General features: G+C 56.0%; 20 protein-coding genes and 2 pseudogenes. 8 read left to right on the top strand and 14 right to left on the bottom strand.

Annotation, left to right across the window (positions count from 1 at the left end; translation table 11 throughout):
- Nucleotides 1-245: 245 nt before the first annotated feature.
- From EDF70_RS29240 to EDF70_RS29215, 6 genes and pseudogenes are all read right to left on the bottom strand, one after another.
- A complete protein-coding gene (locus EDF70_RS29240) occupies nucleotides 246-626 on the bottom strand; it encodes a DUF6481 family protein (RefSeq protein ID WP_132281713.1) in 381 nt (126 codons plus the stop codon).
- Nucleotides 627-1,004: 378 nt separating this feature from the next.
- A complete protein-coding gene (locus EDF70_RS29235; RefSeq protein WP_132281710.1) occupies nucleotides 1,005-1,214 on the bottom strand; it encodes a cold-shock protein in 210 nt (69 codons plus the stop codon).
- A 491-nt stretch (nucleotides 1,215-1,705) separates the two neighbouring features.
- Nucleotides 1,706-2,215 carry a DUF992 domain-containing protein gene (locus EDF70_RS29230; protein WP_132281707.1) on the bottom strand — a complete coding sequence of 170 codons (510 nt, stop codon included), beginning with the start codon at nucleotides 2,213-2,215 and terminating at the stop codon, nucleotides 1,706-1,708.
- Nucleotides 2,216-2,241: 26 nt separating this feature from the next.
- Nucleotides 2,242-2,529, bottom strand: coding sequence for a BON domain-containing protein (locus EDF70_RS29225; RefSeq protein ID WP_132281704.1), 288 nt, complete (start codon nucleotides 2,527-2,529; stop codon nucleotides 2,242-2,244).
- Between the two features lie 20 nt (nucleotides 2,530-2,549).
- A pseudogene (locus EDF70_RS30780) lies at nucleotides 2,550-2,621 on the bottom strand (hypothetical protein); the annotation flags it as partial.
- 215 nt (nucleotides 2,622-2,836) lie between these two features.
- The gene (locus EDF70_RS29215; RefSeq protein ID WP_165932188.1) at nucleotides 2,837-4,324 is read right to left on the bottom strand and encodes a helix-turn-helix transcriptional regulator; all 1,488 of its coding nucleotides are present in this window, start codon (nucleotides 4,322-4,324) and stop codon (nucleotides 2,837-2,839) included.
- A gap of 197 nt (nucleotides 4,325-4,521) precedes the next feature.
- Between EDF70_RS29215 and EDF70_RS29210 the strand changes: the two genes are divergently transcribed.
- Nucleotides 4,522-5,412, top strand: coding sequence for a PhnA-like protein (locus EDF70_RS29210; protein ID WP_132281698.1), 891 nt, complete (start codon nucleotides 4,522-4,524; stop codon nucleotides 5,410-5,412).
- A gap of 362 nt (nucleotides 5,413-5,774) precedes the next feature.
- Here the strand turns inward: EDF70_RS29210 and EDF70_RS30165 are convergent, their stop codons facing one another.
- The 3 genes from EDF70_RS30165 to EDF70_RS29195 form a co-directional block, all read right to left on the bottom strand.
- Nucleotides 5,775-5,930, bottom strand: coding sequence for a hypothetical protein (locus EDF70_RS30165; protein ID WP_165932187.1), 156 nt, complete (start codon nucleotides 5,928-5,930; stop codon nucleotides 5,775-5,777).
- 335 nt (nucleotides 5,931-6,265) lie between these two features.
- Nucleotides 6,266-9,433 (bottom strand): type II toxin-antitoxin system ParD family antitoxin, encoded by a 3,168-nt coding sequence (locus EDF70_RS29200; RefSeq protein WP_132281695.1) that lies wholly within the window; start codon nucleotides 9,431-9,433, stop codon nucleotides 6,266-6,268.
- 237 nt (nucleotides 9,434-9,670) lie between these two features.
- Entirely contained in the window at nucleotides 9,671-9,862 is a 192-nt protein-coding gene (locus EDF70_RS29195; protein ID WP_132281722.1) for a CsbD family protein, read from the bottom strand.
- Nucleotides 9,863-10,542: 680 nt separating this feature from the next.
- Here EDF70_RS29195 and EDF70_RS29190 point away from each other — a divergent pair.
- Together EDF70_RS29190 and EDF70_RS29185 are read left to right on the top strand one after the other, a co-directional pair.
- Complete coding sequence (locus tag EDF70_RS29190; RefSeq protein ID WP_132281692.1) at nucleotides 10,543-11,613, top strand: GSU2403 family nucleotidyltransferase fold protein; 1,071 nt, start codon at nucleotides 10,543-10,545, stop codon at nucleotides 11,611-11,613.
- Nucleotides 11,614-12,062: 449 nt separating this feature from the next.
- Nucleotides 12,063-12,440, top strand: coding sequence for a metalloregulator ArsR/SmtB family transcription factor (locus EDF70_RS29185; RefSeq protein ID WP_132281689.1), 378 nt, complete (start codon nucleotides 12,063-12,065; stop codon nucleotides 12,438-12,440).
- A gap of 302 nt (nucleotides 12,441-12,742) precedes the next feature.
- Here the strand turns inward: EDF70_RS29185 and EDF70_RS29175 are convergent, their stop codons facing one another.
- Complete coding sequence (locus EDF70_RS29175; RefSeq protein WP_132281683.1) at nucleotides 12,743-13,456, bottom strand: Crp/Fnr family transcriptional regulator; 714 nt, start codon at nucleotides 13,454-13,456, stop codon at nucleotides 12,743-12,745.
- A gap of 1,013 nt (nucleotides 13,457-14,469) precedes the next feature.
- Between EDF70_RS29175 and EDF70_RS29170 the strand changes: the two genes are divergently transcribed.
- The 5 genes from EDF70_RS29170 (at nucleotide 14,470) to EDF70_RS29150 (ending at nucleotide 16,504) form a co-directional block, all read left to right on the top strand.
- Nucleotides 14,470-14,736 carry a DUF1488 domain-containing protein gene (locus EDF70_RS29170; protein ID WP_132281680.1) on the top strand — a complete coding sequence of 89 codons (267 nt, stop codon included), beginning with the start codon at nucleotides 14,470-14,472 and terminating at the stop codon, nucleotides 14,734-14,736.
- Between the two features lie 301 nt (nucleotides 14,737-15,037).
- Nucleotides 15,038-15,274 (top strand): hypothetical protein, encoded by a 237-nt coding sequence (locus tag EDF70_RS29165; protein ID WP_132281677.1) that lies wholly within the window; start codon nucleotides 15,038-15,040, stop codon nucleotides 15,272-15,274.
- A 136-nt stretch (nucleotides 15,275-15,410) separates the two neighbouring features.
- Nucleotides 15,411-15,620, top strand: coding sequence for a hypothetical protein (locus EDF70_RS29160; protein WP_132281674.1), 210 nt, complete (start codon nucleotides 15,411-15,413; stop codon nucleotides 15,618-15,620).
- Entirely contained in the window at nucleotides 15,617-16,165 is a 549-nt protein-coding gene (locus EDF70_RS29155) for a hypothetical protein (RefSeq protein WP_132281671.1), read from the top strand. Before EDF70_RS29160 ends, EDF70_RS29155 begins: the two co-directional genes overlap by 4 nt.
- Nucleotides 16,166-16,261: 96 nt before the next feature.
- Complete coding sequence (locus tag EDF70_RS29150) at nucleotides 16,262-16,504, top strand: hypothetical protein (RefSeq protein WP_132281668.1); 243 nt, start codon at nucleotides 16,262-16,264, stop codon at nucleotides 16,502-16,504.
- 4 nt (nucleotides 16,505-16,508) lie between these two features.
- Here EDF70_RS29150 and EDF70_RS29145 read toward each other — a convergent pair whose 3' ends face one another.
- The 4 genes and pseudogenes from EDF70_RS29145 to EDF70_RS29130 form a co-directional block, all read right to left on the bottom strand.
- Nucleotides 16,509-16,793 carry a serine protease gene (locus tag EDF70_RS29145; protein ID WP_132281665.1) on the bottom strand — a complete coding sequence of 95 codons (285 nt, stop codon included), beginning with the start codon at nucleotides 16,791-16,793 and terminating at the stop codon, nucleotides 16,509-16,511.
- 60 nt (nucleotides 16,794-16,853) lie between these two features.
- Complete coding sequence (locus EDF70_RS29140; protein WP_132281663.1) at nucleotides 16,854-17,471, bottom strand: trypsin-like peptidase domain-containing protein; 618 nt, start codon at nucleotides 17,469-17,471, stop codon at nucleotides 16,854-16,856.
- A gap of 74 nt (nucleotides 17,472-17,545) precedes the next feature.
- The gene (locus EDF70_RS29135) at nucleotides 17,546-18,436 is read right to left on the bottom strand and encodes a S1/P1 nuclease (RefSeq protein WP_132281660.1); all 891 of its coding nucleotides are present in this window, start codon (nucleotides 18,434-18,436) and stop codon (nucleotides 17,546-17,548) included.
- A 69-nt stretch (nucleotides 18,437-18,505) separates the two neighbouring features.
- Nucleotides 18,506-19,504: pseudogene (locus EDF70_RS29130) on the bottom strand (nucleotidyl transferase AbiEii/AbiGii toxin family protein).
- Nucleotides 19,505-19,515 lie beyond the last annotated feature (11 nt).

Genomic DNA, 19,515 nt, shown 5'->3' with positions numbered 1-19,515 from the left:
CACGTACGTTTACCATCCGTGTTATGTCCTGAGAACCTGTCGCGCTTCTCTCAGGCTCTCCACAGCACTTATTCCGGCCCGCCTCGGCGGGCCTTTTTTACGGTTAGAACTGTCTTGAGCGTATTGATCGCCAGCATATCTTTGGTGTCAGGTTCCACGATCGCGCCCCTATAGTCAAATAAGGGTGCGCCCCGGTTGAGAGAGCAGCTAAATCGGCCGATGGATAGTTCCGGCATCTTACAAGCCTAGGCCCGCTTGGCCTTGCGGTTGGCATAGCGACGGTCACGCTCGGCCTTACGGGCAGCCTCGTCTTCAACCACACGTGAGATGCGGGCGTTCTCGGCAGTCTTGCGTGCCTCTGTTTCAGCCCTCACTGCCGCCTCGATAGATTCCTGCTTTTCAGCCACTTCTCTTTCGTGCCGGGTGCTCTCTTCAAACTTGAGACGCTCCCGTTCGGCACGACGAGCTTCTCGCGCTTCAACCAATGAGACGCGCTCCGCTTGCCTGGCGATGCGAGAAAGCTCTGCGGCCGTTTTCGCGGCTCGGTAGGCGTCGAGTAGAGCCGCTTTTGCACCTGATGCGGCGGACTGTCGGTCGGCGAGTTCGTTATTTCTGAGTTTTCTCAATTGTAGATCCTAATAATGGTAGACGGCAGCGACCAGTGGGAATTGATGCGCTTGGCAACAAGCGTGGCGGTCGCAGTCGCTTGGTCAGCTTGGTCCTTTGCAAGCCGCGCTTCGAAGCCGTAAGGTCTCAGCATCACGCGCCTGCTCAACCGACTGAAGTTATTTCCGTGCGTTGTTTTGGAAAAGTCCTCGGTCCGGACCAAGCCGGAAATAGTCTCTGCGTCCTAGTGAGGTTTGCTGTATTTTTCTGTCATTGTGTACCTCGATATTGGCGACGAGGCTGAAATGAATAAGGCCAGGCAGACTGCCTGGCCTCAAACTGATAGCGTGCTTCCGGCGATGCCAGTACATCCGTGGTCAAAGGGAAGCAGATATCGATTAAGCGGACTGCAGATTGCAGGCCGACATCTTGCCCGACTTCACGTCGCGCTCGAGTTCGAAGCCGATCTTCTGACCTTCGACGAGCTCGCGCATCCCTGCGCGCTCAACAGCCGAGATGTGTACGAAGGCGTCAGCGCCGCCGTTGTCCGGCTCGATAAAGCCGAAACCCTTGGTGGAATTGAACCATTTTACTGTGCCAGTGGTCATGATGAACCCTTTCAAAGCATAGAGTGAGGAGCCGTGCAGCAGACGCCACACGGATGAACCGACTATTTTTGAAAGAGAAGTTCGCTTAGAGCGCGGTGCCAATCGCGCGGTAGACAAAGCTCGGCAACAAAAGATCGATGGCGCAGAACTACCGAATAAAGATTGCTGCGTCAACGTTTAGTTTTCAGACCGTGCATTTCACATCCATCGGTTGAACACGTCTTACTGACCATTTCCATCGTCACTACCCACATCCTGGCATTGAAATGCCTGTCTTAGCTTACGAACAGTGTCTTGGACTTTCAGTCGGCGTTCACGGAGGCCTTCGGTCGAGTTGGGCCTCGGGGACCGAAGCGATCTCACCAGTTTAAGAAGATCCTTAAGTGCGTTTGTTGACGTCATGGCCTGCCTCCATTAGCTTATTTTGGCGGACGGCGATGTGCCATCCGCTTCCTTCTTGCCTGGGGCGAATAAGGTATTTCCGCGTTGCGCTATCCAGCCCGTTCAAGCTTCAGCTGAGACACGCCAGCGGCAATGTTAAGGCCAGTGCCAGCCTCGCCGCTAATAGGCTGCAAGGCGAGATTCTTGGCATTTCCCCCAATCAAAGCATTCGCGCCCAGGCCGAGGCCTACAGACGCGCTGGCGGATGCGCCGATATATGTCCCGGCTAGTACGCCCTCTCCCACCCGGGTTGGCGCCGTATTGACGACGATCCAGCTCATATAGCGTTTGCCGGTGACACCAACGTCCAGGCCCAGTCGTCCTATGCTGCCAGTGTACCGCTCAGTCTTGCCGGTCCGCTGCCTAAAGGTGCAGTCAACGCTTCGGTTCGATCCGATAAGCAACCCGACGCCACCGGCGACCGCGCATGACAGCGTTCCGAGACGCTGCTTCGGCTGTTCTGCCATCTGGCTCCTGTGGCTGCTATGTTTGGGAGCAGAGGCGGCGGCGCTTACCAAAGCAAGGCTCGTGGCAGTCGCGAGTGCGATTATTTTGAACATGACGTTCTCCTTAGCGAAATTTTTGTTTAGCTCGACAATCGGCCTGCCGCGCCGTCACCTTCAGGCGTGTTCCGAACGGTAACGAGGCAGACAATCTGGATAGCGGTAAAATCGTGCACGATGTCGAGTAGCGTCTGGCGATGCCTTTCACTGGCCACGGTGCCTTCAATCGCAATCGAGTGCCCTTCGAGCCGCACATCAAGGCCGCTAGTGGCCAGGCCAGGTTGGTAAGCGAGAATGGCTCGCAGGGCGGTTGCGGTCGTCTGATCGGCAATAAACATCGGGAAAGTTTGCTGGGTGGCGGAAAACAACATTGTTCAACCTCCGGCTCTGATCAGAGCAGTTTGTCTTTGGCGATATCTTTGGCTTTGCCAGCAGCCGCCTGGACCTTGCCGGCTGCCTTGTCGGCCTTACCCTCAGCCTCGAGCGAAGTGTTGCCGGTGAGTTTGCCAGTTTGATGCTGCCCTTAAGCTCCTTGGCGGATCCTTCGATACGGTTCTTATCCATGACTGTCTCCTTCCACGCCGCGCTCCTTGGCGGCTATGGCTAGAAACTTATGGTGGCCGTGACGCTTATCGTAGAGAGAAATGTACCAACCAGACTGGTACTTGATGACCTATTTTAGGTCCTTGAAGGTGCTTTTCCGGAAAATCCGCGATCTCTCGCCCAGGCAACTGCTGCCGTTCGCCTGTTGACGCCGATCTTCGAATATAGTGAGGAGACGTGGTTCCGGATCGTGTTTTTCGACAAATTCACAATCGCCGCCATTTCAGCGTCGCCCATGCCCTCGCATATCAGCCCAAGGATCTGTCGCTCCCGCTCTGTCAGATCCAAAAGCATCGTATCCGATACTTTCCCCTTTGACTTTTGGCGGATGGCGGCAAGTCGCTCGACAATCGATCTGCCAAACCAGGAGGTATCCGCCATGACGCTGCCTATAGCTTCGACCAACTCGTCTTCAGTGCGCTTTCGATCCGTGACATCTTGCAACGACCAGATGACTGTTTGCTGATCGTTCATCTCAACCCTCTCAGCAGAAACAAGACAGTCTACTGTTCCATCACCCTTGACCGACAACCGCGCCTCGACATTTTGCACTGGCTCATTGTCTCGTAGCATACGCTCCAACGCCCGACGGTCCGCCACATCAGCAAACAGATGGATGTCGCTCGGGGATTTTCCAAGCAGCTCTGTCTCTGCGAGTCCCGTGAGCTGCAGGAACGCAGCGTTGGCCTCCATGAATGCGAAGTCCTCCAGCCTCGTGATCGCCGCGGCAGACGGCGACTGCCGGAAAGATTTTGAGAACCGTTCCTCGCTTTGGCGCAATGCGTTTTGGGCGCGACGGCGGGCGTCGAGATCGGCGAAGGTGAACAGCATGCACGGTTCCTCCTGCACAGCAATCGGCTCGCCCGCCACCATCACCATCCGGTCGCCGCCAGCAGGGAGTGGAACAAGCGCCTCTCGGTGTCGAATGACGCGACCCTCTGCCAGCTTTATAAGCGCTTCTTCCCCCGTTTCGCAGTTTTCGAACAGACCTAGATCTTCAACCGTTTGTCCCACAACCTGCTCCTTGGTGTAGCCGGTCATCTCAATGAAACCCTGATTCACTCTGATGAAACGCTGATCTTCAAGACGACAAATCAAACCTGGAGCGGGGTTGGCATTAAACGATCGTTCGAAGCGCTCCTCTGCCTCAAAAAGCGGCGTTTCGTCTCGCAGGATCAAAGCCAACAAAGCGGGATGACCATCAATTCCATCGAGGACCAATCCGCGAGCCGCATGCACCCAGGTCAAATCGCTATCGGTCACCGGCGAGATCTCTATTGTCACGCTGTCGAACGTTTCCCCAGCCTGTAAACGTTCAAGCGGGTACTGCCCCTTGTCCAACAAGTGGTTGTTCCGGTAGCGCAGACTGAACCTGCGGCGGTATTCAGCGACGGTCTCCCCCAGATCGCCAATCGCCGCGATCCGATGCATGGCGAGGGCGGAATCGTTCGCCCAACCTATCACGCCGTTTGGCTCAATGACGATGATGCCATCAGTCAGCCCGGCAACGAGCTCTCTGAGGACATTGCGGGTGGCTTCGAGTTTGGGGGCGGGATCTGACAAAGGAACTCCACGGCTAATGGCTATCCCAGCAGAACTTAGGCCCGCGCCATCGAAAACAAAGGCGTACTGCCAAATTCAAAGCGACCAGATGACGTGACAGAAATACTACAGATGATCACGTTTTGGACTTGAGGAACCAAAGATTGGAATCAGCGTTATTTGCCACCCGCGATCAAGCGGCCCTTGGGAGAAAAACGATGACCGAACCACACCTTTCCACGTTCGGCGTGGCGCATGAACGACGCGTCCTGATAGACGCCGAGCTACATAAGGTATCTTGGGGTGCAATCTTCGCGGGGGTCGTAATTGCCACAGTTGTTCAGCTCCTACTTAATCTCCTGGGGGTAGGCATTGGCGCCGCAGTGATTGATCCGGCAACCGGCGACAATCCCACTGCAACGGCATTCTCAATCGGAACAGCCGGCTGGTTTATCGTAAGCGGCGTCCTGGCGGCCTTCGTCGGCGGCTTCGTGGGAAGCCGACTTTCGGGCAAGGTGAGCCGGTCAACAGGCTCGCTTCATGGGCTAACAACATGGGCAGTTACCACATTGCTTGTCGTCTACCTTCTCACGACGTCCGTTGGTGCATTAGTAGGTGGGGCATTTTCTGGTCTCAGCGGTATCCTGTCCGGCACCGGCTCGACCGTTGCAACTGCTGCTGCGACAGCTGCCCCCTCTTTATCGACCGCGACCGACCCGATTGGTACAATCGAGCAAAACATTCGTCAGGCGAGCGGAGGTAACGATCCGGCAGCTCTGCGCGACACCGCGATCACCGCAGTTCGCGCTGCGCTGACCGGAGACCAAGCTCAGGCGGAAGAAGCACGCAACCGCGCAGCTGACGCGTTGGCACGCGCTCAGAATATCCCGGTTGATGAAGCGCGACAGCAGGTTGCTCGATATGAAGAGCAGTACAAGACTACCGCGGCGGAAGCAAAACGACAGGCAACCGAAGCGGCGCAAGCTGCGACAAAAACGATCTCGGTTGGCGCGATTACTGCTGCTGTGGCGCTGCTTCTCGGAGCAATAGCAGCATGGATCGGCGGCGCAGCCGGGATTACTAAGCACGTACATCGTGAGGATGCGTAAACTCTTTAAGTCGCTGGCTGGGTGACGGGACACGGATCGGTTTCCCGTCCACCTTCGAATACCAAGTGGTCCACAATAAGGGCTTGCATAAATGTCGAATGCGACCAGTTCACAGTAACTAAATCGAGGTCTTATAGAGACCTTAGGGTTTGCCCGCGATGGAATGCAGGCGGTGATCTTGCGTTGGGCCAAAGCCTCTCGAAACCAGTCGGCGTCGTAGCCTTTGTCGGCCAGTAGGGACTTGGCCTTGGGAAAGGCGACGATCATCTTCGCCGCTCCTTTGTAATCGCTCATCGGCCCTTCGCTTACAAGCAGGATGAGCAGTCGGCGGTGATCCTCGCAGACAGCATGCAGCTTGGAGTTCAGGCCGCCTTTGGTGCGTCCGATACGTCTAAGAACATCCCCCTTTTGAGCGGGCTGGCTGCGGTGCGATGGGCTTTCAGATGGGTGGCGTCGATCATCAATTGCTCGGGCTCGCCCCGTCTGGCGGTCAGTTCGGCCAAAATCCGGTTGAACACGCCGAGCCTGCTCCAACGGATGAGACGTTTGTATATCGTCTTGTGCTGACCTTATTCCGGGGCGCGTCAAGCCATCGCAACCCATTGCGCAAGACGAAGGTGATGCTTCTCAGGACCAGCCGATCAACTCGATCCGGCGCATCTGCGCCTCAGACAGCAACAGCAAATCGATCATCGCGGCGACCTCCGTTCGGTCCAAATGAATCAAAGCCATCGCAACAAGGCAAGCTATTTAATAGGTCCTGAGCCTAAATCCTGCCGACGCAGGCCGCACCCATACAGGATAGCGCCAAGCGTAATGCGCCACGTCATTTGATAGACTTCGGCGCAAGCAACTAAGCCTCCTGCGCGTGATCGTTGTTCTCCCCAGCAACTTTTTCCTCGCCACGCTTATCGGACCCCGCGTTGGCTATCGCCTCTGCGAGTTTCGTCGCGTCATAAGGCTTAGCCACGACCGTCGCCCCTCGTTCTCCGCGGACCGCCGAAGGATCGCCTGTGGCATATACAACGAGAGTTGAGGGCCTAAGGTTTCTGGCTTCGTTCGCCAACTCTATACCGGATGCACCTGGTAGATTGAGGTCGGTCACGAGCACATCGATTGCCATGGTCTGGAGGGCCGCCTTCGCTTCCTCGGCGCTGCCGGCCTCCACCACAATCATGCCAGCATCCTGCAGCATTTCGGCTGTATTGATGCGGATGAGCGCGTCGTCCTCGACAAGCAGTACCGTGACGCGCCCTACTTTTTCCTTGCCTGCCTCCGCCTCGCGTGAAGATACAGCCAGAGACGCCTCGGGCTCTAACGAAGGTTCTCGTTGTGGTTCCTTGGTTGAAACATTCAGTCGTTGGGCTTGGTTTGCCAACACGTGACGAAACTTCCGCGCCAACGCTTCGCGCGTGTAAGGCTTCGACAACAACTCGACGCCGGCGTCGAGTTTACCGCCGTGGACAATTGAGTTCTCGGTATAGCCGGATGTGAACAGAACGACTATGTTTGGCAGCCGCTCCTTTGCTTTGCGCGCCAGCTCGGGGCTTTTCAGCGTGCCCGGCATGACGACATCGGTGAACAGGATATCGATCGGGATACCACTATCGATCACTGTGAGTGCACTCGAAGCATCAACTGCCTTCAGCGTGCGATAGCCAAGGTCGGTCAGCAACGCGATGACCGTTTCGCGCACCTCTGCGTCATCTTCGACAACCAGAACGGTTTCCGTGCCCCCGACGATCGGCCCGTTGTCGACAGCGACTTCAACATCTTCCGCTTCAACTGCGCGCGGCAGGTAAAGCTTGATCGTCGTGCCGTGGCCGACTTCCGAATAGATTTTCACATGTCCGCCGGACTGTTTGACAAAGCCGTAGACCATCGACAAGCCGAGGCCGGAGCCCTTCCCTTCAGCCTTGGTGGAAAAGAAAGGCTCGAAAACTTTCTCGATGATCTCGGGCGGCATGCCGGAACCGGTATCCGTGACTGCCAACATGACGTACTGACCCGGGTTAACCTCGTCATGAGTGCGAGCATATGTGTCGTCGAGATGAGCGTTTGAGAGCTCGATCGTCAGCTTGCCCTGCCCGTCCATTGCATCGCGCGCGTTGATGGCGAGGTTCAGCAAAGCATTTTCGATCTGTGTCGGATCGATGAATGTATTCCAGAGCCCACCGCTGACAATTGTCTCGACCTCGATCGCTTCACCGATTGCGCGGCGGATCATGTCGTCCATATCGCGGATGAACCGGCTGATATTGACGACCTTGGGCTGCAGTGCCTGACGCCGCCCGAAAGCCAGGAGTTGACTGGCAAGTTTTGAACCTCGCGATACACCAGCCATAGCGTTGTTGATTTTCGCCTCGGCGCGTTGATTACCAGCAACCTCCTTCGCCAGAAGCTGCAGATTGCCAGACACGACCTGCAGCAGGTTGTTGAAATCATGGGCGACCCCGCCGGTTAACTTTCCGACGGTTTCCATTTTCTGAGCCTGCGCCAGCTTGGCTTCAGCCTGCCGGCGCTCGGCGATCTCTGAAATGACGCGCGCCTCAAGGTTTTCGTTGAGCTGCTTAAGCTGCTCCTCGGCCCGTTCACGGTGTCGGACTTGCCGGGAAAGTGCTTCGGCGTGTTCCCGAAGGGCGTCCTCTGCCACACGCTGATGTGTGATGTCGGTATGTACTCCAACCCATTCAACGATATCGCCCTTTGAGCCGATGATCGGAAGCGCCCGAATTGCAAACTGGCGCCATGCGCCGTCGTGGCGACGAACCCGATGCTCGTGCACGTACATGGATTTCGCTTCGACTGCGGCGTTCCAGGTGTTGACCGATGCTTTCATATCGTCCGGGTGCACGGCTTCGGCCCAGCCAAAACCCTGGTATTGATCGAAGGTCTGACCGGTCAGCGACGCCCAGCCCAGTTGCTCGCCAACCATCCGTCCATCAGCACTGTTTGTCCAAAGGACGCCATGCACTGCATTCATGGCCGTGTGAAAACGGGTGTTGCTCATTGCGAGCTCGGCTTCGCGTACAGTTCGCTCTTCGATATCGATGCCAAGGATGTAGACGCCAGAGATTGTCCCATTGGCTTCGGCATGCGGTATGTAACGGATCTCGAGCCGACGAGGCGCGCCGCCCTGTACTGGCATGTCGGTTTCGCCGGTCACGACTTCACCAGCCAGTGCACGATCAATGTCAGGCCGTCGATTTTCGTACGGCCCCTCACCGATCACTGCTGCGATATGTTTGCCGATCATGTCATCGGGTTTCATACCAAACCAAGCCTCGTAAGCGTGATTGGCGAAACGATAAACGTGCTGGCGGTCGACATAAGATATCAGCATAGGCACTGCGTCCGTGACACGGCGGAGTTGGCCTTCGCTATCGCTCGCGCGTTTTTCCAGCGCAACGCGACCACTGTTATCAACGACGGTGCACATGACACCGCCGATTTTGCCACTGGCTTCATAAACAGGCGTGTAGAATAGATCGAAAATGAACTCTTGAGCCTGACCGTTCCGAATGAGCGTCATGCTTTGGTCTCGATACGAACGAAGCTCGCCACGAAGAGCGGCCTCGATCATCTCCCGATTCCAGTCCCAAACCTCAGGCCAGATTTCCGCAACATTGCTTCCAAGAGCAGCTGGGTGTTTGTCTGCCACGAGCTCTGCGTAGATATCGTTGTAAAGCATGGTGTGGGACGGACCCCACATGAGGACTTTGGCGACCGGAGAGTTGATGATATTGGCAACAGTCGTCCGTAGTTCGATCGACCAGTCATCTGGAGGCCCCAGCGGTGTTTCGGTCCAACCTTTTTCACGAATGACTTTCCCGCATTCTCCGCCGCCGACTGGCCAGATTGACGGATTTGCCACAGCTGGCTTGGCACTTTCACGGAGCAGGCGAAGTCCTGATCGGACGACCTCGCTCGCATTGCCGTAATCTCCCGATGACAGGCACTCAGCGATGAAACCCTCAAGCTCCGGGGTCAGGGAAAAATTGCGTGTGAGACGTTTGGCCATAAATCGCTCGTTCCATGGAACGCGAAATGTGTCAACATGTATCAAGCAGCTGGAGGCGCGAGATAATCTCGTGACACATGGCCTAGCTGAACACGAGCTCGCGTCGGCCCGCAGCTCTGCAACATCTATAATACCAATCGAAAGTCGGATTCATCTGCAATATACGCAACCCAACGCATTTCGATCACATGAGAAAGGCCCGCTTAAAGCGGGCCTCCGTAAAATCTCTGTAAAGACTTAGGCCTTGTCGACCACGTTTTTCAAAGCATCCTTGGCATGTCCCTTGGCCTGCTGCGCATCGCCCTTTGCTTCCTGAGCGACGCCCTTCGCTTCGAGGGTACGATTGTCGGTAGCGTCACCGACGGCCTGCTTTGCCTTGCCGATCAACTCGTTGGCTTTGCCGGAAATCTTATCAGATGTCGAACCCATGGTCTTAATCTCCTTGTTGATTACGGCATAGTTTGGCTCGCTTTCCAACCGAGCCTCTCTGCCCAGAAGGTCGATGTCCGCCTCACTACGAACCGCTGGAGCGAGAATGTAAATCACGGGTTTTCGTTCCGGATATCTCCAGCGTTCACGCAAGCTTGAGAACTGATCTTAGTTTAAGACTGAAGACAAGCCTCTGGTGATCGGTCTTAACCTCGACGGCGCGGCCGACGAGATAGCGGTAGAGGTCAGCACCTATGGCCGCTTCAGCTTCGGTTTGATAGGGCAGCATCCCGTTCATCTTTCCGTGTGAATCAGTTTGGCAGCAGGCAGTGAGGTCACGGCAGGCTGCTGCACGTCCGTTGCGTGCTCGATTTCACCCGATGCCTCCTGACGAAGGTAGGCTGCAAACGTTTGCGTCTGCGGATTATCGATAATGTCCGGTGTGCCCTGCTCCACCAGAACACCGTTAAAAGGTGGCGCTGCTTGCCCAGAACGTCGAGGCGAAGACCGCCTAAGGGCCGAGGTACAAGGCATCGTCAGCCAACAACAATTTTTGCAACAGAGCCCGGGTTTTAGAGCTCCTATCTGAAGCACATCCGGAGCTGAACGGCCGTGTTGACAGCCGATAAGTGGCGTTATAATTTTTTTTTGTAATTTCATTATAACGACGGGTTTGCTTGATGCGGGAAATAGACATTGCCTATCGAACGATGTTCTCCGAACTCGCCCAACGTTCGCTGGATGCCCAATTCGAAGCCGATTATCCGATCGAAGGTCGCTTCGTCACCGTGCCTGTCAAAGGCAAGGACTACTGGTATTTCGACTTTCCTACGCCTGAGGGCGACAAAAGGCGATATGTCGGCCCCCATGCCGATCCCGAAATCACGGCTCGGGTCGGGCGGTTTCGCGATATCAAGGAACACGCAAAGGACCGCCGCCGCCTCGTGAGCACGCTTCTCCGATCAGGCGGCATGACTGGCCCTGACCGGTTCGCGGGCGACGTTGTCGAAACTCTCGCTGACGGCGGGCTTTTTCGACTGCGAGCCGTTTTGATCGGAACAGTGGCGTTTGGGTGTTATGCTGGCATCCTTGGTGTTCGTCTGCCAAATGCCGCCATGCAGACGGGTGACGCCGATTTTGCGCAAGACTTTGCGATTTCCGCTGAAGTGGGCGACAGCCTGCCGCCTGTTCTCGATCTGCTGCAAACAATCGACGCAACATTCCGGGCGGTTCCGCACCAGGCCGATAGGGTGAAGGTGACGGCTTTCGCCAATGCTTCGGGCTACCGCGTGGAATTTCTGACGGGCAATCGTGGGAGCGACGACTTTACAGGCAAGCCTTCGCCTATGCCTGCGCTTGGTGGTGCATCGGCGGAGAACCTGCGTTTTCTGGATTTTTTGATACGCGACCCGATCCGCACTGTGTTGCTTCACAGGTCGGGAGTGAGCGTCCTTGTGCCGTCTCCTGAACGATATGCCGTCCACAAGCTCATCGTGGCCTCAAGGCGGCGGACGAACGATATTACGGGCCGTGGCAAGCAGGACAAGGATTTGCAGCAAGCTGCGCTCCTATGTGAGGCCTTACAGCAAACGCGAAGGTCCGACGATCTGGCCGATGCTTACACGGAGGCATGGGAAAGAGGATCGGCGTGGCAGGAGGCAATCACTGCGGGCCTGGCGATGATGCCTGACGTCGGCAAGGCGGCCTTGGGTGCTTGCCTCGGAGTCGCACCCGAAGAACTCGGCAGTTAGCATCTGCGGGATGTCCAAGAGGGCGAAGGAAAGCAGGTCAAGCCGATGTCGGAGGGCAAGTCTTGCGACCTTGGTGTTTGGAGGGTCACATTACCGCAATTTGATTAGCTGGCGATGAGAAGGCATAATATTGTTTGTGCGATATCGGACAATTTTGGCCCCTCTTTTGAGTTATGGGTGACGGAAAGCCGCGTCACCGCCGACACTGAGAGAAGAATAGCTATATTTAATTGAACATGAGCAAATTTGCACTCACCGCGTCCAAGACCGGCCCCCGCAGATGATTAGCACGATACCGGACAGATGACTTCGAGCTCATGTTGTGAGAATTCTAAAACAGTGTTACAAAATCTGCACCGCCCCACAATAAAAGTCGAGCGCACGCGAGATTAACCGCTTCGATCGCGCCGCCTGTTTATGGTGTGATCGAGCATGGCTGGGAGCCGAAGATGCAGGCCTTACTCGTTGACCCACACGCCGTGATCCAAGCCTCCAATCTTTTGGCGGTGATGGCGAACCAAAAACGACTGCACATTTTGGATGTTCTAAGGCAGCATGAAACGTCTGTCGGCTCGCTGGCCATCCAGGTTGGGTTGAGCCCATCTGCTCTTTCTCAGCATCTCGGAAAGCTCCGTGGAGCGCGGCTCGTCACCACACGACGAGAAGCCCAGACAATTTTTTACTTCTGCAAGTCACCCCGGGTCAGGTTTCTGCTCAAGGCGCTTTATGAAATCTACGGAATCGAAGATTTCCCGCAGGAGTCCTCCTTGCTCGAAGCTGAAACGGTCCAGATGGATCTAGTCGCGCTTGCAACCACCCGAGAATGATGCAGATTTCAGTGAAACCGCTATGAGCATCATTGCTGTTGGATTTTCGCTCCGTTGGAAGGTGCCGGTGCACGTCGGGGAAGACGCTCGCCTGTCGAGGAAGGTTGAAGGACCGGCTGACGCTCTGAGGCACTTAAAGACATTCAGCTATAAGTCCGGAGCGAATTATCGGCGTGCCCATGACCTTTGCCAGCTTGCTTTAACGGGCGGCATTCATTCAGAAATGTGCCGTAAGCCTTTTATCGCCGCCTGCGCTGACGAAGACGCACACCGCTCAGAAGACGATTAGTTTGGTTCCTTGCTTAGAAAGGGCCAATAAGCTTTCGGTATTCGTCCTCCGCCGGACCGTAGGCACCACCTGCAAAGCCCTCTAGGCCGCGCCGATTATGGATGGTTATCTCATTTCGCTTCGCTTCAATAAAATGCAAGCCTTCTAGAACATGCAGTGTAGTGGTGATACTTTGGCGCCTGACGGCAAGCATCGCAGATAGAAATTCATGAGTCAGCGCGATTTTATCTCCGTCGGATCTGTCGTGACACATCAATAGCCAACGGGCGAGACGCTGTTCGATCTTGTCGGTCGCGTTTGAAAGCGCTGTATATGATCCTTGGACGGACATCACCTGGGCAAATCGGAGAAGCAGCGATCTCAGCCGGAAGCTTCCCTCGACGGCGTGGGATAGTCGGATACTGCGAACTCTGTAACCACGCCCAGAGATCTGCATAAACGTTGAGTACGGGGTTGTCGGCGCTTCCATGATCATTGATGTCGGTGACATCCCCTCATTACCAAAAATACCGATCTCTGCTTTTCTACCTCCCTTAACCTCAGCGACAACGGATCCGAGCCCGCACTCCAGAAAGTAGCAGTAGTCGGTGACCATGCCTGGCGCCGACATCTGATAAAGCCGAGGCAGGTCCAATTCTTCGAGATGAGGGGAAAGGCTTGCGAAATCATTCGGGCTCAAGGCACGAATAATAAGGTTCCGAATAGCTGTTTGCGAAGGAATGCCCATTCTCTCAACCTCAGTGAGGGCAAGAGCAATGATTTTCTCCTAGCCGTACGCGCCATGAAGTTGCGAACGATGTCTCATTGTCAGCTTCTGTCGTGGCTTATCTATGGTCAGATCAACGACCTCGTACAAGTGACGCGGAGCACATGTCCGAAATGCGACATTCAGTGAAGCCACACCATTGGGGGCACAACATGCAAGACTCACCAAGAGGACCGCAACTCTTGGACGAACTCGCAGCGCCTGTAGTCACTGGCGTAGTGCTGTTCTGGTCTGTTCGTCAGCTGTTCTCAAAAAATTCTGAACCGCAGAATTCATATTAGGCAATCCTCATGTTTCCGACCCTCGTATCGGGTTGAAAAGAGTTGCTAGCCTGGTTTCCGGCAGCCTCTGTCCGTTATCAGACATTCAATCACGTAGGCCAAAATCGGGAAAAGAACCCTTCGACGCGACAAGGAAATTGTTATGATTCGATTCATAGATCAACCGATGGCTGGGCAAGGTACCCGGATCAAAGGGAAATGAGTTAAGAACCAAAATTTCTTCTCATACATCAATACAAGAAATTACCCCTCTAGTTGTCCAGCATCGGGTCGCCGAAAGCCCTTGGACATTGCTCCGTAGCCGCTGTGCACGATCATCCCTTGTAATCCAGTATTTTTGCACGACGTAAGATCGTAGTGACGGCTCGTCTCCAGGGCGCTGTCATCAAGGGCGCAAAACCTTGCCCCAACAAAGGAGGACGCAATGTCTTCCAATCCAGCAGCATCGAATATTGACCCTGTCGGCTTCAAGCTGGTCAGGGACGTCCTGAGATCCTCTGAGTCCATCGCGAGCTCCGATACGAAACGTGACGCTTTGCTCTTCCTCTCTGCCGAGTTCCGTAGCGGTGTGCCGAACAGAACCGCTCTCCGGGGTTCTTTGGCGAACCGTAAATGGTCCTCAGCCATGGCAAACCTTGAACTACATCCGAGGGGCAGTGCTGTTGATCGTTGGCAGGATGAGGGTGGGCGTTAGTGGGAATATCGTTTCCAAACAGCGCCCGTAGTTTTGACGACAGAAGCCGCTGTGTCCGTTTCACCGGATATGACGGGATGTTCGAGATCAAATTCTATCTGGCAACGGAAGTTTTGGCCTGCGAGGAATCGCACAGAAATGCCAGCGCGTCAGACTACCTAACCTCCTTCGATGCGTTGCGACCAAGAATACTAAAAGCCGCGACCTCTGCTTATTCCAAAGCTCGATCCAGCACCATTATGCTGGATCTCACGCATTTTTGTTGAGCATACCGTGATCCTGAAAGGATACGATCATGCATCACCCAGGCAAATCACTTCCACCGCGCCAGTCCGACACAGCCAAGACTGTGCTTGTGAGCGAATTCGCGAAAAGGTTTCGCTTAGGTCTGGTGGAGGAAAACCGATTGCGAAAGCTTTTGGGACCGATCGCCAGGGAAATAGACCTCCTCAGACACGCAGGCAGATAGTGGCGTCCAGCTGATGTCACTGTCGCTTTCACTTACCTCACTCGCCTCAGCACCCATGCTGACCGTCCTGCAGCATTCCCGAAAGAGACGGTGCCATCATGACAACGACCGTTAAAACCATCACCATCGTTCGACCATTTCAGCTTCCAGGGATGACGCAACCTCATCGACCAGGCGTCTTCGAACTCCAAATTGACGAGGAGCCCATCGACGTCACATGGGAGGCGTATCATACGACGATGACCTTGCTGCTGGGTTCCAACGGCCGCACCGAAGCGTGGCCGGTATCCAGAGAAGAATTCGACAAAACTCTGGCGCCGTCGATCGCCCCTTGAGCAATTTCGCAAAGCTTCGGATCAGGTCGCGGTTCCGTGACGATGTTAAGATTAAAAGGTGCCGCCCAATCGCTACCCTCGACTAGCGCGTCAAGGTCCATTGCAACTGTTCCCCATAAACGAAGGAAACTTCCCGATGATCGAATACGAAACCAAAAAGCCGGCGTTCAGCGACCCTCGCGCTGCGGTCTACGCGTTTGCCAAAAAGCACGGGCTTGGGAAAGAGGAAGCCGAGCGGATTTATTTGAAGATTGGCATGGTGGCGACCGAAGAAGATTTTCTCGCGGAGGCGAAGCTTGTCTCGCCAGACTTCAAGTTACCGAATGAAAAGGCCAGAAAGCTATGACGCCACACGCATCGGACGGACAGGTCCTGGACTTCAACAGTTCCGCGATGGCCCTGGAACCCTCACCGCAGGGGCTGACGCTTACTCCAGTTGATCGGCTTGGTTTCGAGCTACGAGAGCGAATCTCAAGCACCGTCAAGGCTGCTAGAGCCCAGAGAGGACTTGAAATCCAGGAAGCTGCTGATCGGGTGGCTGCCGAGCGCTCGGAAGTTCAGCAGAAGGCCATCGCGGCACTGCTGGCACTTCTGAGCGACGATGCCCTCAATCGCATCATCGGACAGCATGCCGGTTTGGGTGAGTTGCAGACTGGGACGATCAAGGTAAACAAGCACGGGGTCGAACTCATCCGTACTGGCAGCGCAGGCGCATCGCAGATGTCCGGCGAAAAACTCAATATGACCTTCAACGGTGCCATTCCGCAGTCCGGGCAGCAACTGAACTCCATTGAGTTTCAAGAGCGAGCGCGGCAACTTCGCGTTCAGGGTATCGAGATTGTGGGGGTCTACGATGCCTCTGGACAAAGCATCTTGATCACGTTCGATTAAAGTGAGGCACTCGACTGACACGTCGCGCTCGACCGCCAGCCCGAGCTTAACAGGTTGCTGTCACGTCCATGTCTGAGCAACAGAAGGCAAAAGACTATGTCGACCAAAGGTAAGCTGATCGTTCTGGCAGCCTTCGTAAAGAACGACGATGGAGAGTTGGTGCCAGCGTTCGATCCGCGGCAGGTGGACAGCGAAGACCGGGCAAAGCGTGATGCGCAGCTAATCGCGGATCATTATGCCGGTGTTGTCGCCTGGAGCCGCGAGGCAGACCCATCGATAGGTGAGTACGGTCCGCCGACCATCATTTTCCATAGTGGCGAAATCCCTGAGCTGGAATAGCTGTTCAAGCAATTTGGAGAACACGAGGAGCTAGAGGCTGCGAGGCACCTTGGACGCGCGCCGGCATCCCATCTTCGCCAAAGACTTCGCGCCACGCAGTACCCCAATGGTGAAGCGCGATCACGCGCCACTCGCTGTTGAAGACCGGACTTCCGGAAGCGCCAGGCTCGGTATCGGCAACATAATGGAGCGCATTGTCGAAGCGGCCGACGAGCCGATTTTCTCGCAACACGACCTCCTTATAGCGTCCGTTCGGATGCTGAACGATATTGGCAAATTCACCGAGCATGTGCTTGTCGCTCGCCGCCGACAGGCCGCTCCATCCGAATGTCTCGAGCGGCAGTGTCCCCTAGAGGCGGTCGCCGACCCCGATGATCGTAAAGTCGAGGCCGTCTTGGCCATCCGGATCGGTGACGAAAACGGTCGGATCGAAACGGAACCGCGTGTCGGATCGGCGGTTGCCGACGAGATCGAGCTCATAATCGAAATCGATCGCCAGCTGACGGGAAAAGTCCGCCGAAGGAATGACATGGTGGTTGGTGAGGAACAGGCCGTTGCCAATCAGGAACCCAGTCCCAAGCGGCGTCTGGTTCTGATAGGAGACGCGGCCGACCGCGCGGGCGATGCGCGCGCCTTTTTTCAGAAAGCTCACGCTGACGAAGTCGACGGTGTCACCCCAGACCTTCTCAGCACCACGCGGGGCCGCCGCCGCCGGGCGCGCACCGGAGAGCTCCGCCCCATCCGGTGCGGCGGTGACGGCCGCGGCCATGGTGCGGATCGTCGTGTCGAGAACTTCGGCTTCGCGCTGACTGACTTTGGCCTTCGTTTGCAAGCGGGCGACACGTCGCTCGGCACTCGGCTGAGCCGCGTAGGGGTTGCCGTCCCGCGCGACTTGAATTGATCGGACGATTTCGCCGCGATTGGCGCGCATGCGCGCCTTGATGGATTCCTCTGATGCCAGCGCCATACTTCCCCCTTTTTTCGTCCGATACGATAGCAAAGGCAGCGACGACAATCTACCTATGATTGCTGCCGATGCCTTCAAGGATAGGCCGAAAATGCTTCATTCAAAGCCTTTGAGAGCCGCACGCCTGCTGTTGCCAGTTGCTCGTCAGCGATTGCCTTTTCCTGCGAAAGTTGTTGCTGACCGAGCGTCAGGTCGCGCGAGACGAGGCCATAGGCCTCAACGGCTTTGAGGTGGCACTGGTTGACCCAGTCAATGACCGATCCAGAGGCGAGCTTGGTCTCGTCTTTGCCTTTCAGCCATTTCTGTTCGAGATCGTGGACGTAGGCGTTCCAGTTCCACTGCACGTCGCCGATGATGAGACTATCCCAGACCTTGTGGAAGTTCGTTCGCGTCTCGACGCTGTTCTGTTTCGGGCCTGAGTAGAAGACCTGCAGGCCATTGCCACCACCATCGCCTTCCCGCTCCGCGCAGTGCAGCGGCTGCGCCATGTCTCCGTAAAGGTGCACGATAAATTTAAGCGCCATCGCGTGCTTGGCGACATCCGCAGGATTGTTGAAATCGGCGGGCACCGACAGGATTGCGAGCTGCGTCGCAACCGCCTTTATGAGGCACGTTCCCGAGCTGCTCGTCTCGGGCGGGCAATCGCGGGCGGCATCGTAGCGGACGTCCTTTGGGTCGATGCCCTTGACGTCGATCGGAATGTCGACAAAGTGCCAGTTTGTCGTTTCCGTGTGGCTGCTGCGATAATCGTCGGCCCAGCTTGCGATCGATGCCAGCGAGACCGGGCCGGCCGGCGCGGGGTCGAGTTCGCTCTTCAGAAGCTTCTGCACCGTCACGAAGGCATGTCCGGTCAGACGGTGCTGGGCGATCTCAGAGACGATAGAATGTCCAGCCTCACCCCAGGCAAAAGCCTGGGCGGGAGCAAGCAGAAGTAAGAAGGCCTGGGTTGTTCGCGAACGCCGCATTCTCGTCTCCTCATCGGGTTGCGGTTTCGAGCGACAAGGCCTGACACGGTGCCCGTCTTGCCGCAGTATTTACAATGCCGAGATGAGATCATTGTGAAGGTCGCAATCGACTGCAGCTTCAAAACACGCCGCTGACGACAAAGCCGCGTCGAAATGCTCTTTTTGATGAAGCGGTCGTCGCTGGAATCGCCGACTTAAGTCTTGTGAAGTCGTTCGGCGAACTGCTGTGTCGCTTCGAAGGCCTTCCCTAACTCGGGCTTGTCGCCGTAGACGAGATCGCCAAGCAGTTTCGAATAACTTTCCGCAAACGTCTTGTCTTTGGCCATGACTTCGTAGACCCGGAGCGTCTCGGCTTTGGGATCTTCCTTGTAGGCGGGATAGTCGCCCGCGGGTGTTGCGGCTTCCGCCGTCATCGTCTCGAGCGCGATCGCGACGGCGGCGCCAGTCATACAGACCGTTCATGCGCGACAGATCGTAGACGTGCCGAACGAGCGTGTGGTCGAGGGCGCCAAGGCCCGAAAAGGCAAAGCCCGCCCGACGCGCCAGGGCGACGAACTTGTCTGCTGCAGTTTCCACCAGCCGCACGCACTTAACATCGATAGCTTCGGGCTTTTCACCTTTCGCTTCCGCCACGAACGACGACACCGAGCGAGTTTCAGGTGCTGTCGCGACCGGGAAAGACGAGAGTTCGATCTTGATCTCCGGGCGTAAAACACCTTCGCCTTTTGCGATCGGATCGTACGGCAGGTCGTATCGGACATATCTGTCGTTCTGCTTGACCTCATAATGACCGTCGACAGCAAAACCTGCTGCGGTCAGTCAGTCGTTCACCTCGCTTCGAAAGCGCTTGAGAACGCTTCGCGAGGTGGATTTTTCGCCGATGATACGAAGGTCGATGTCTTCCGACATGCGCTCAAGCAGGCGGTAGGCGCGACCGAGCGCGGTCCCACCGCCAAACGCCAGAGTGAGCCCATCGACCTCGACGTCGTGGATCGCTGCCAAGGCTTGAACGACAAACCAGTCCTTCTCGACCAACGCGGCGGATGGAAGCCCAAAATATTCCTGCACTTCATTGGCTA

It is taken from the genome of Neorhizobium sp. JUb45 (genome assembly GCF_004343585.1).
GTDB lineage: Bacteria > Pseudomonadota > Alphaproteobacteria > Rhizobiales > Rhizobiaceae > Neorhizobium.
The sequence above is the reverse complement of the archived record's forward strand: the minus strand, read 5'-3'. Positions and strand labels throughout refer to the sequence as shown.

What these genes read in the sequence shown, in the direction of transcription:
- EDF70_RS29235 (WP_132281710.1), bottom strand. Translation starts at nt 1,214, where the DNA reads ATGACCACTGGCACAGTAAAATGGTTCAATTCCACCAAGGGTTTCGGC.
- EDF70_RS29160 (WP_132281674.1), top strand. Translation starts at nt 15,411, where the DNA reads ATGATCGAATACGAAACCAAAAAGCCGGCGTTCAGCGACCCTCGCGCT.
- EDF70_RS29140 (WP_132281663.1), bottom strand. Translation starts at nt 17,471, where the DNA reads ATGGCGCTGGCATCAGAGGAATCCATCAAGGCGCGCATGCGCGCCAAT.
- EDF70_RS29145 (WP_132281665.1), bottom strand. Translation starts at nt 16,793, where the DNA reads ATGCTCGGTGAATTTGCCAATATCGTTCAGCATCCGAACGGACGCTAT.
- EDF70_RS29210 (WP_132281698.1), top strand. Translation starts at nt 4,522, where the DNA reads ATGACCGAACCACACCTTTCCACGTTCGGCGTGGCGCATGAACGACGC.
- EDF70_RS29195 (WP_132281722.1), bottom strand. Translation starts at nt 9,862, where the DNA reads ATGGGTTCGACATCTGATAAGATTTCCGGCAAAGCCAACGAGTTGATC.
- EDF70_RS29225 (WP_132281704.1), bottom strand. Translation starts at nt 2,529, where the DNA reads ATGTTGTTTTCCGCCACCCAGCAAACTTTCCCGATGTTTATTGCCGAT.
- EDF70_RS29230 (WP_132281707.1), bottom strand. Translation starts at nt 2,215, where the DNA reads ATGTTCAAAATAATCGCACTCGCGACTGCCACGAGCCTTGCTTTGGTA.
- EDF70_RS29175 (WP_132281683.1), bottom strand. Translation starts at nt 13,456, where the DNA reads ATGGGCATTCCTTCGCAAACAGCTATTCGGAACCTTATTATTCGTGCC.
- EDF70_RS29200 (WP_132281695.1), bottom strand. Translation starts at nt 9,433, where the DNA reads ATGGCCAAACGTCTCACACGCAATTTTTCCCTGACCCCGGAGCTTGAG.
- EDF70_RS29155 (WP_132281671.1), top strand. Translation starts at nt 15,617, where the DNA reads ATGACGCCACACGCATCGGACGGACAGGTCCTGGACTTCAACAGTTCC.
- EDF70_RS29185 (WP_132281689.1), top strand. Translation starts at nt 12,063, where the DNA reads ATGCAGGCCTTACTCGTTGACCCACACGCCGTGATCCAAGCCTCCAAT.
- EDF70_RS29135 (WP_132281660.1), bottom strand. Translation starts at nt 18,436, where the DNA reads ATGCGGCGTTCGCGAACAACCCAGGCCTTCTTACTTCTGCTTGCTCCC.
- EDF70_RS29150 (WP_132281668.1), top strand. Translation starts at nt 16,262, where the DNA reads ATGTCGACCAAAGGTAAGCTGATCGTTCTGGCAGCCTTCGTAAAGAAC.
- EDF70_RS29190 (WP_132281692.1), top strand. Translation starts at nt 10,543, where the DNA reads ATGCGGGAAATAGACATTGCCTATCGAACGATGTTCTCCGAACTCGCC.
- EDF70_RS29165 (WP_132281677.1), top strand. Translation starts at nt 15,038, where the DNA reads ATGACAACGACCGTTAAAACCATCACCATCGTTCGACCATTTCAGCTT.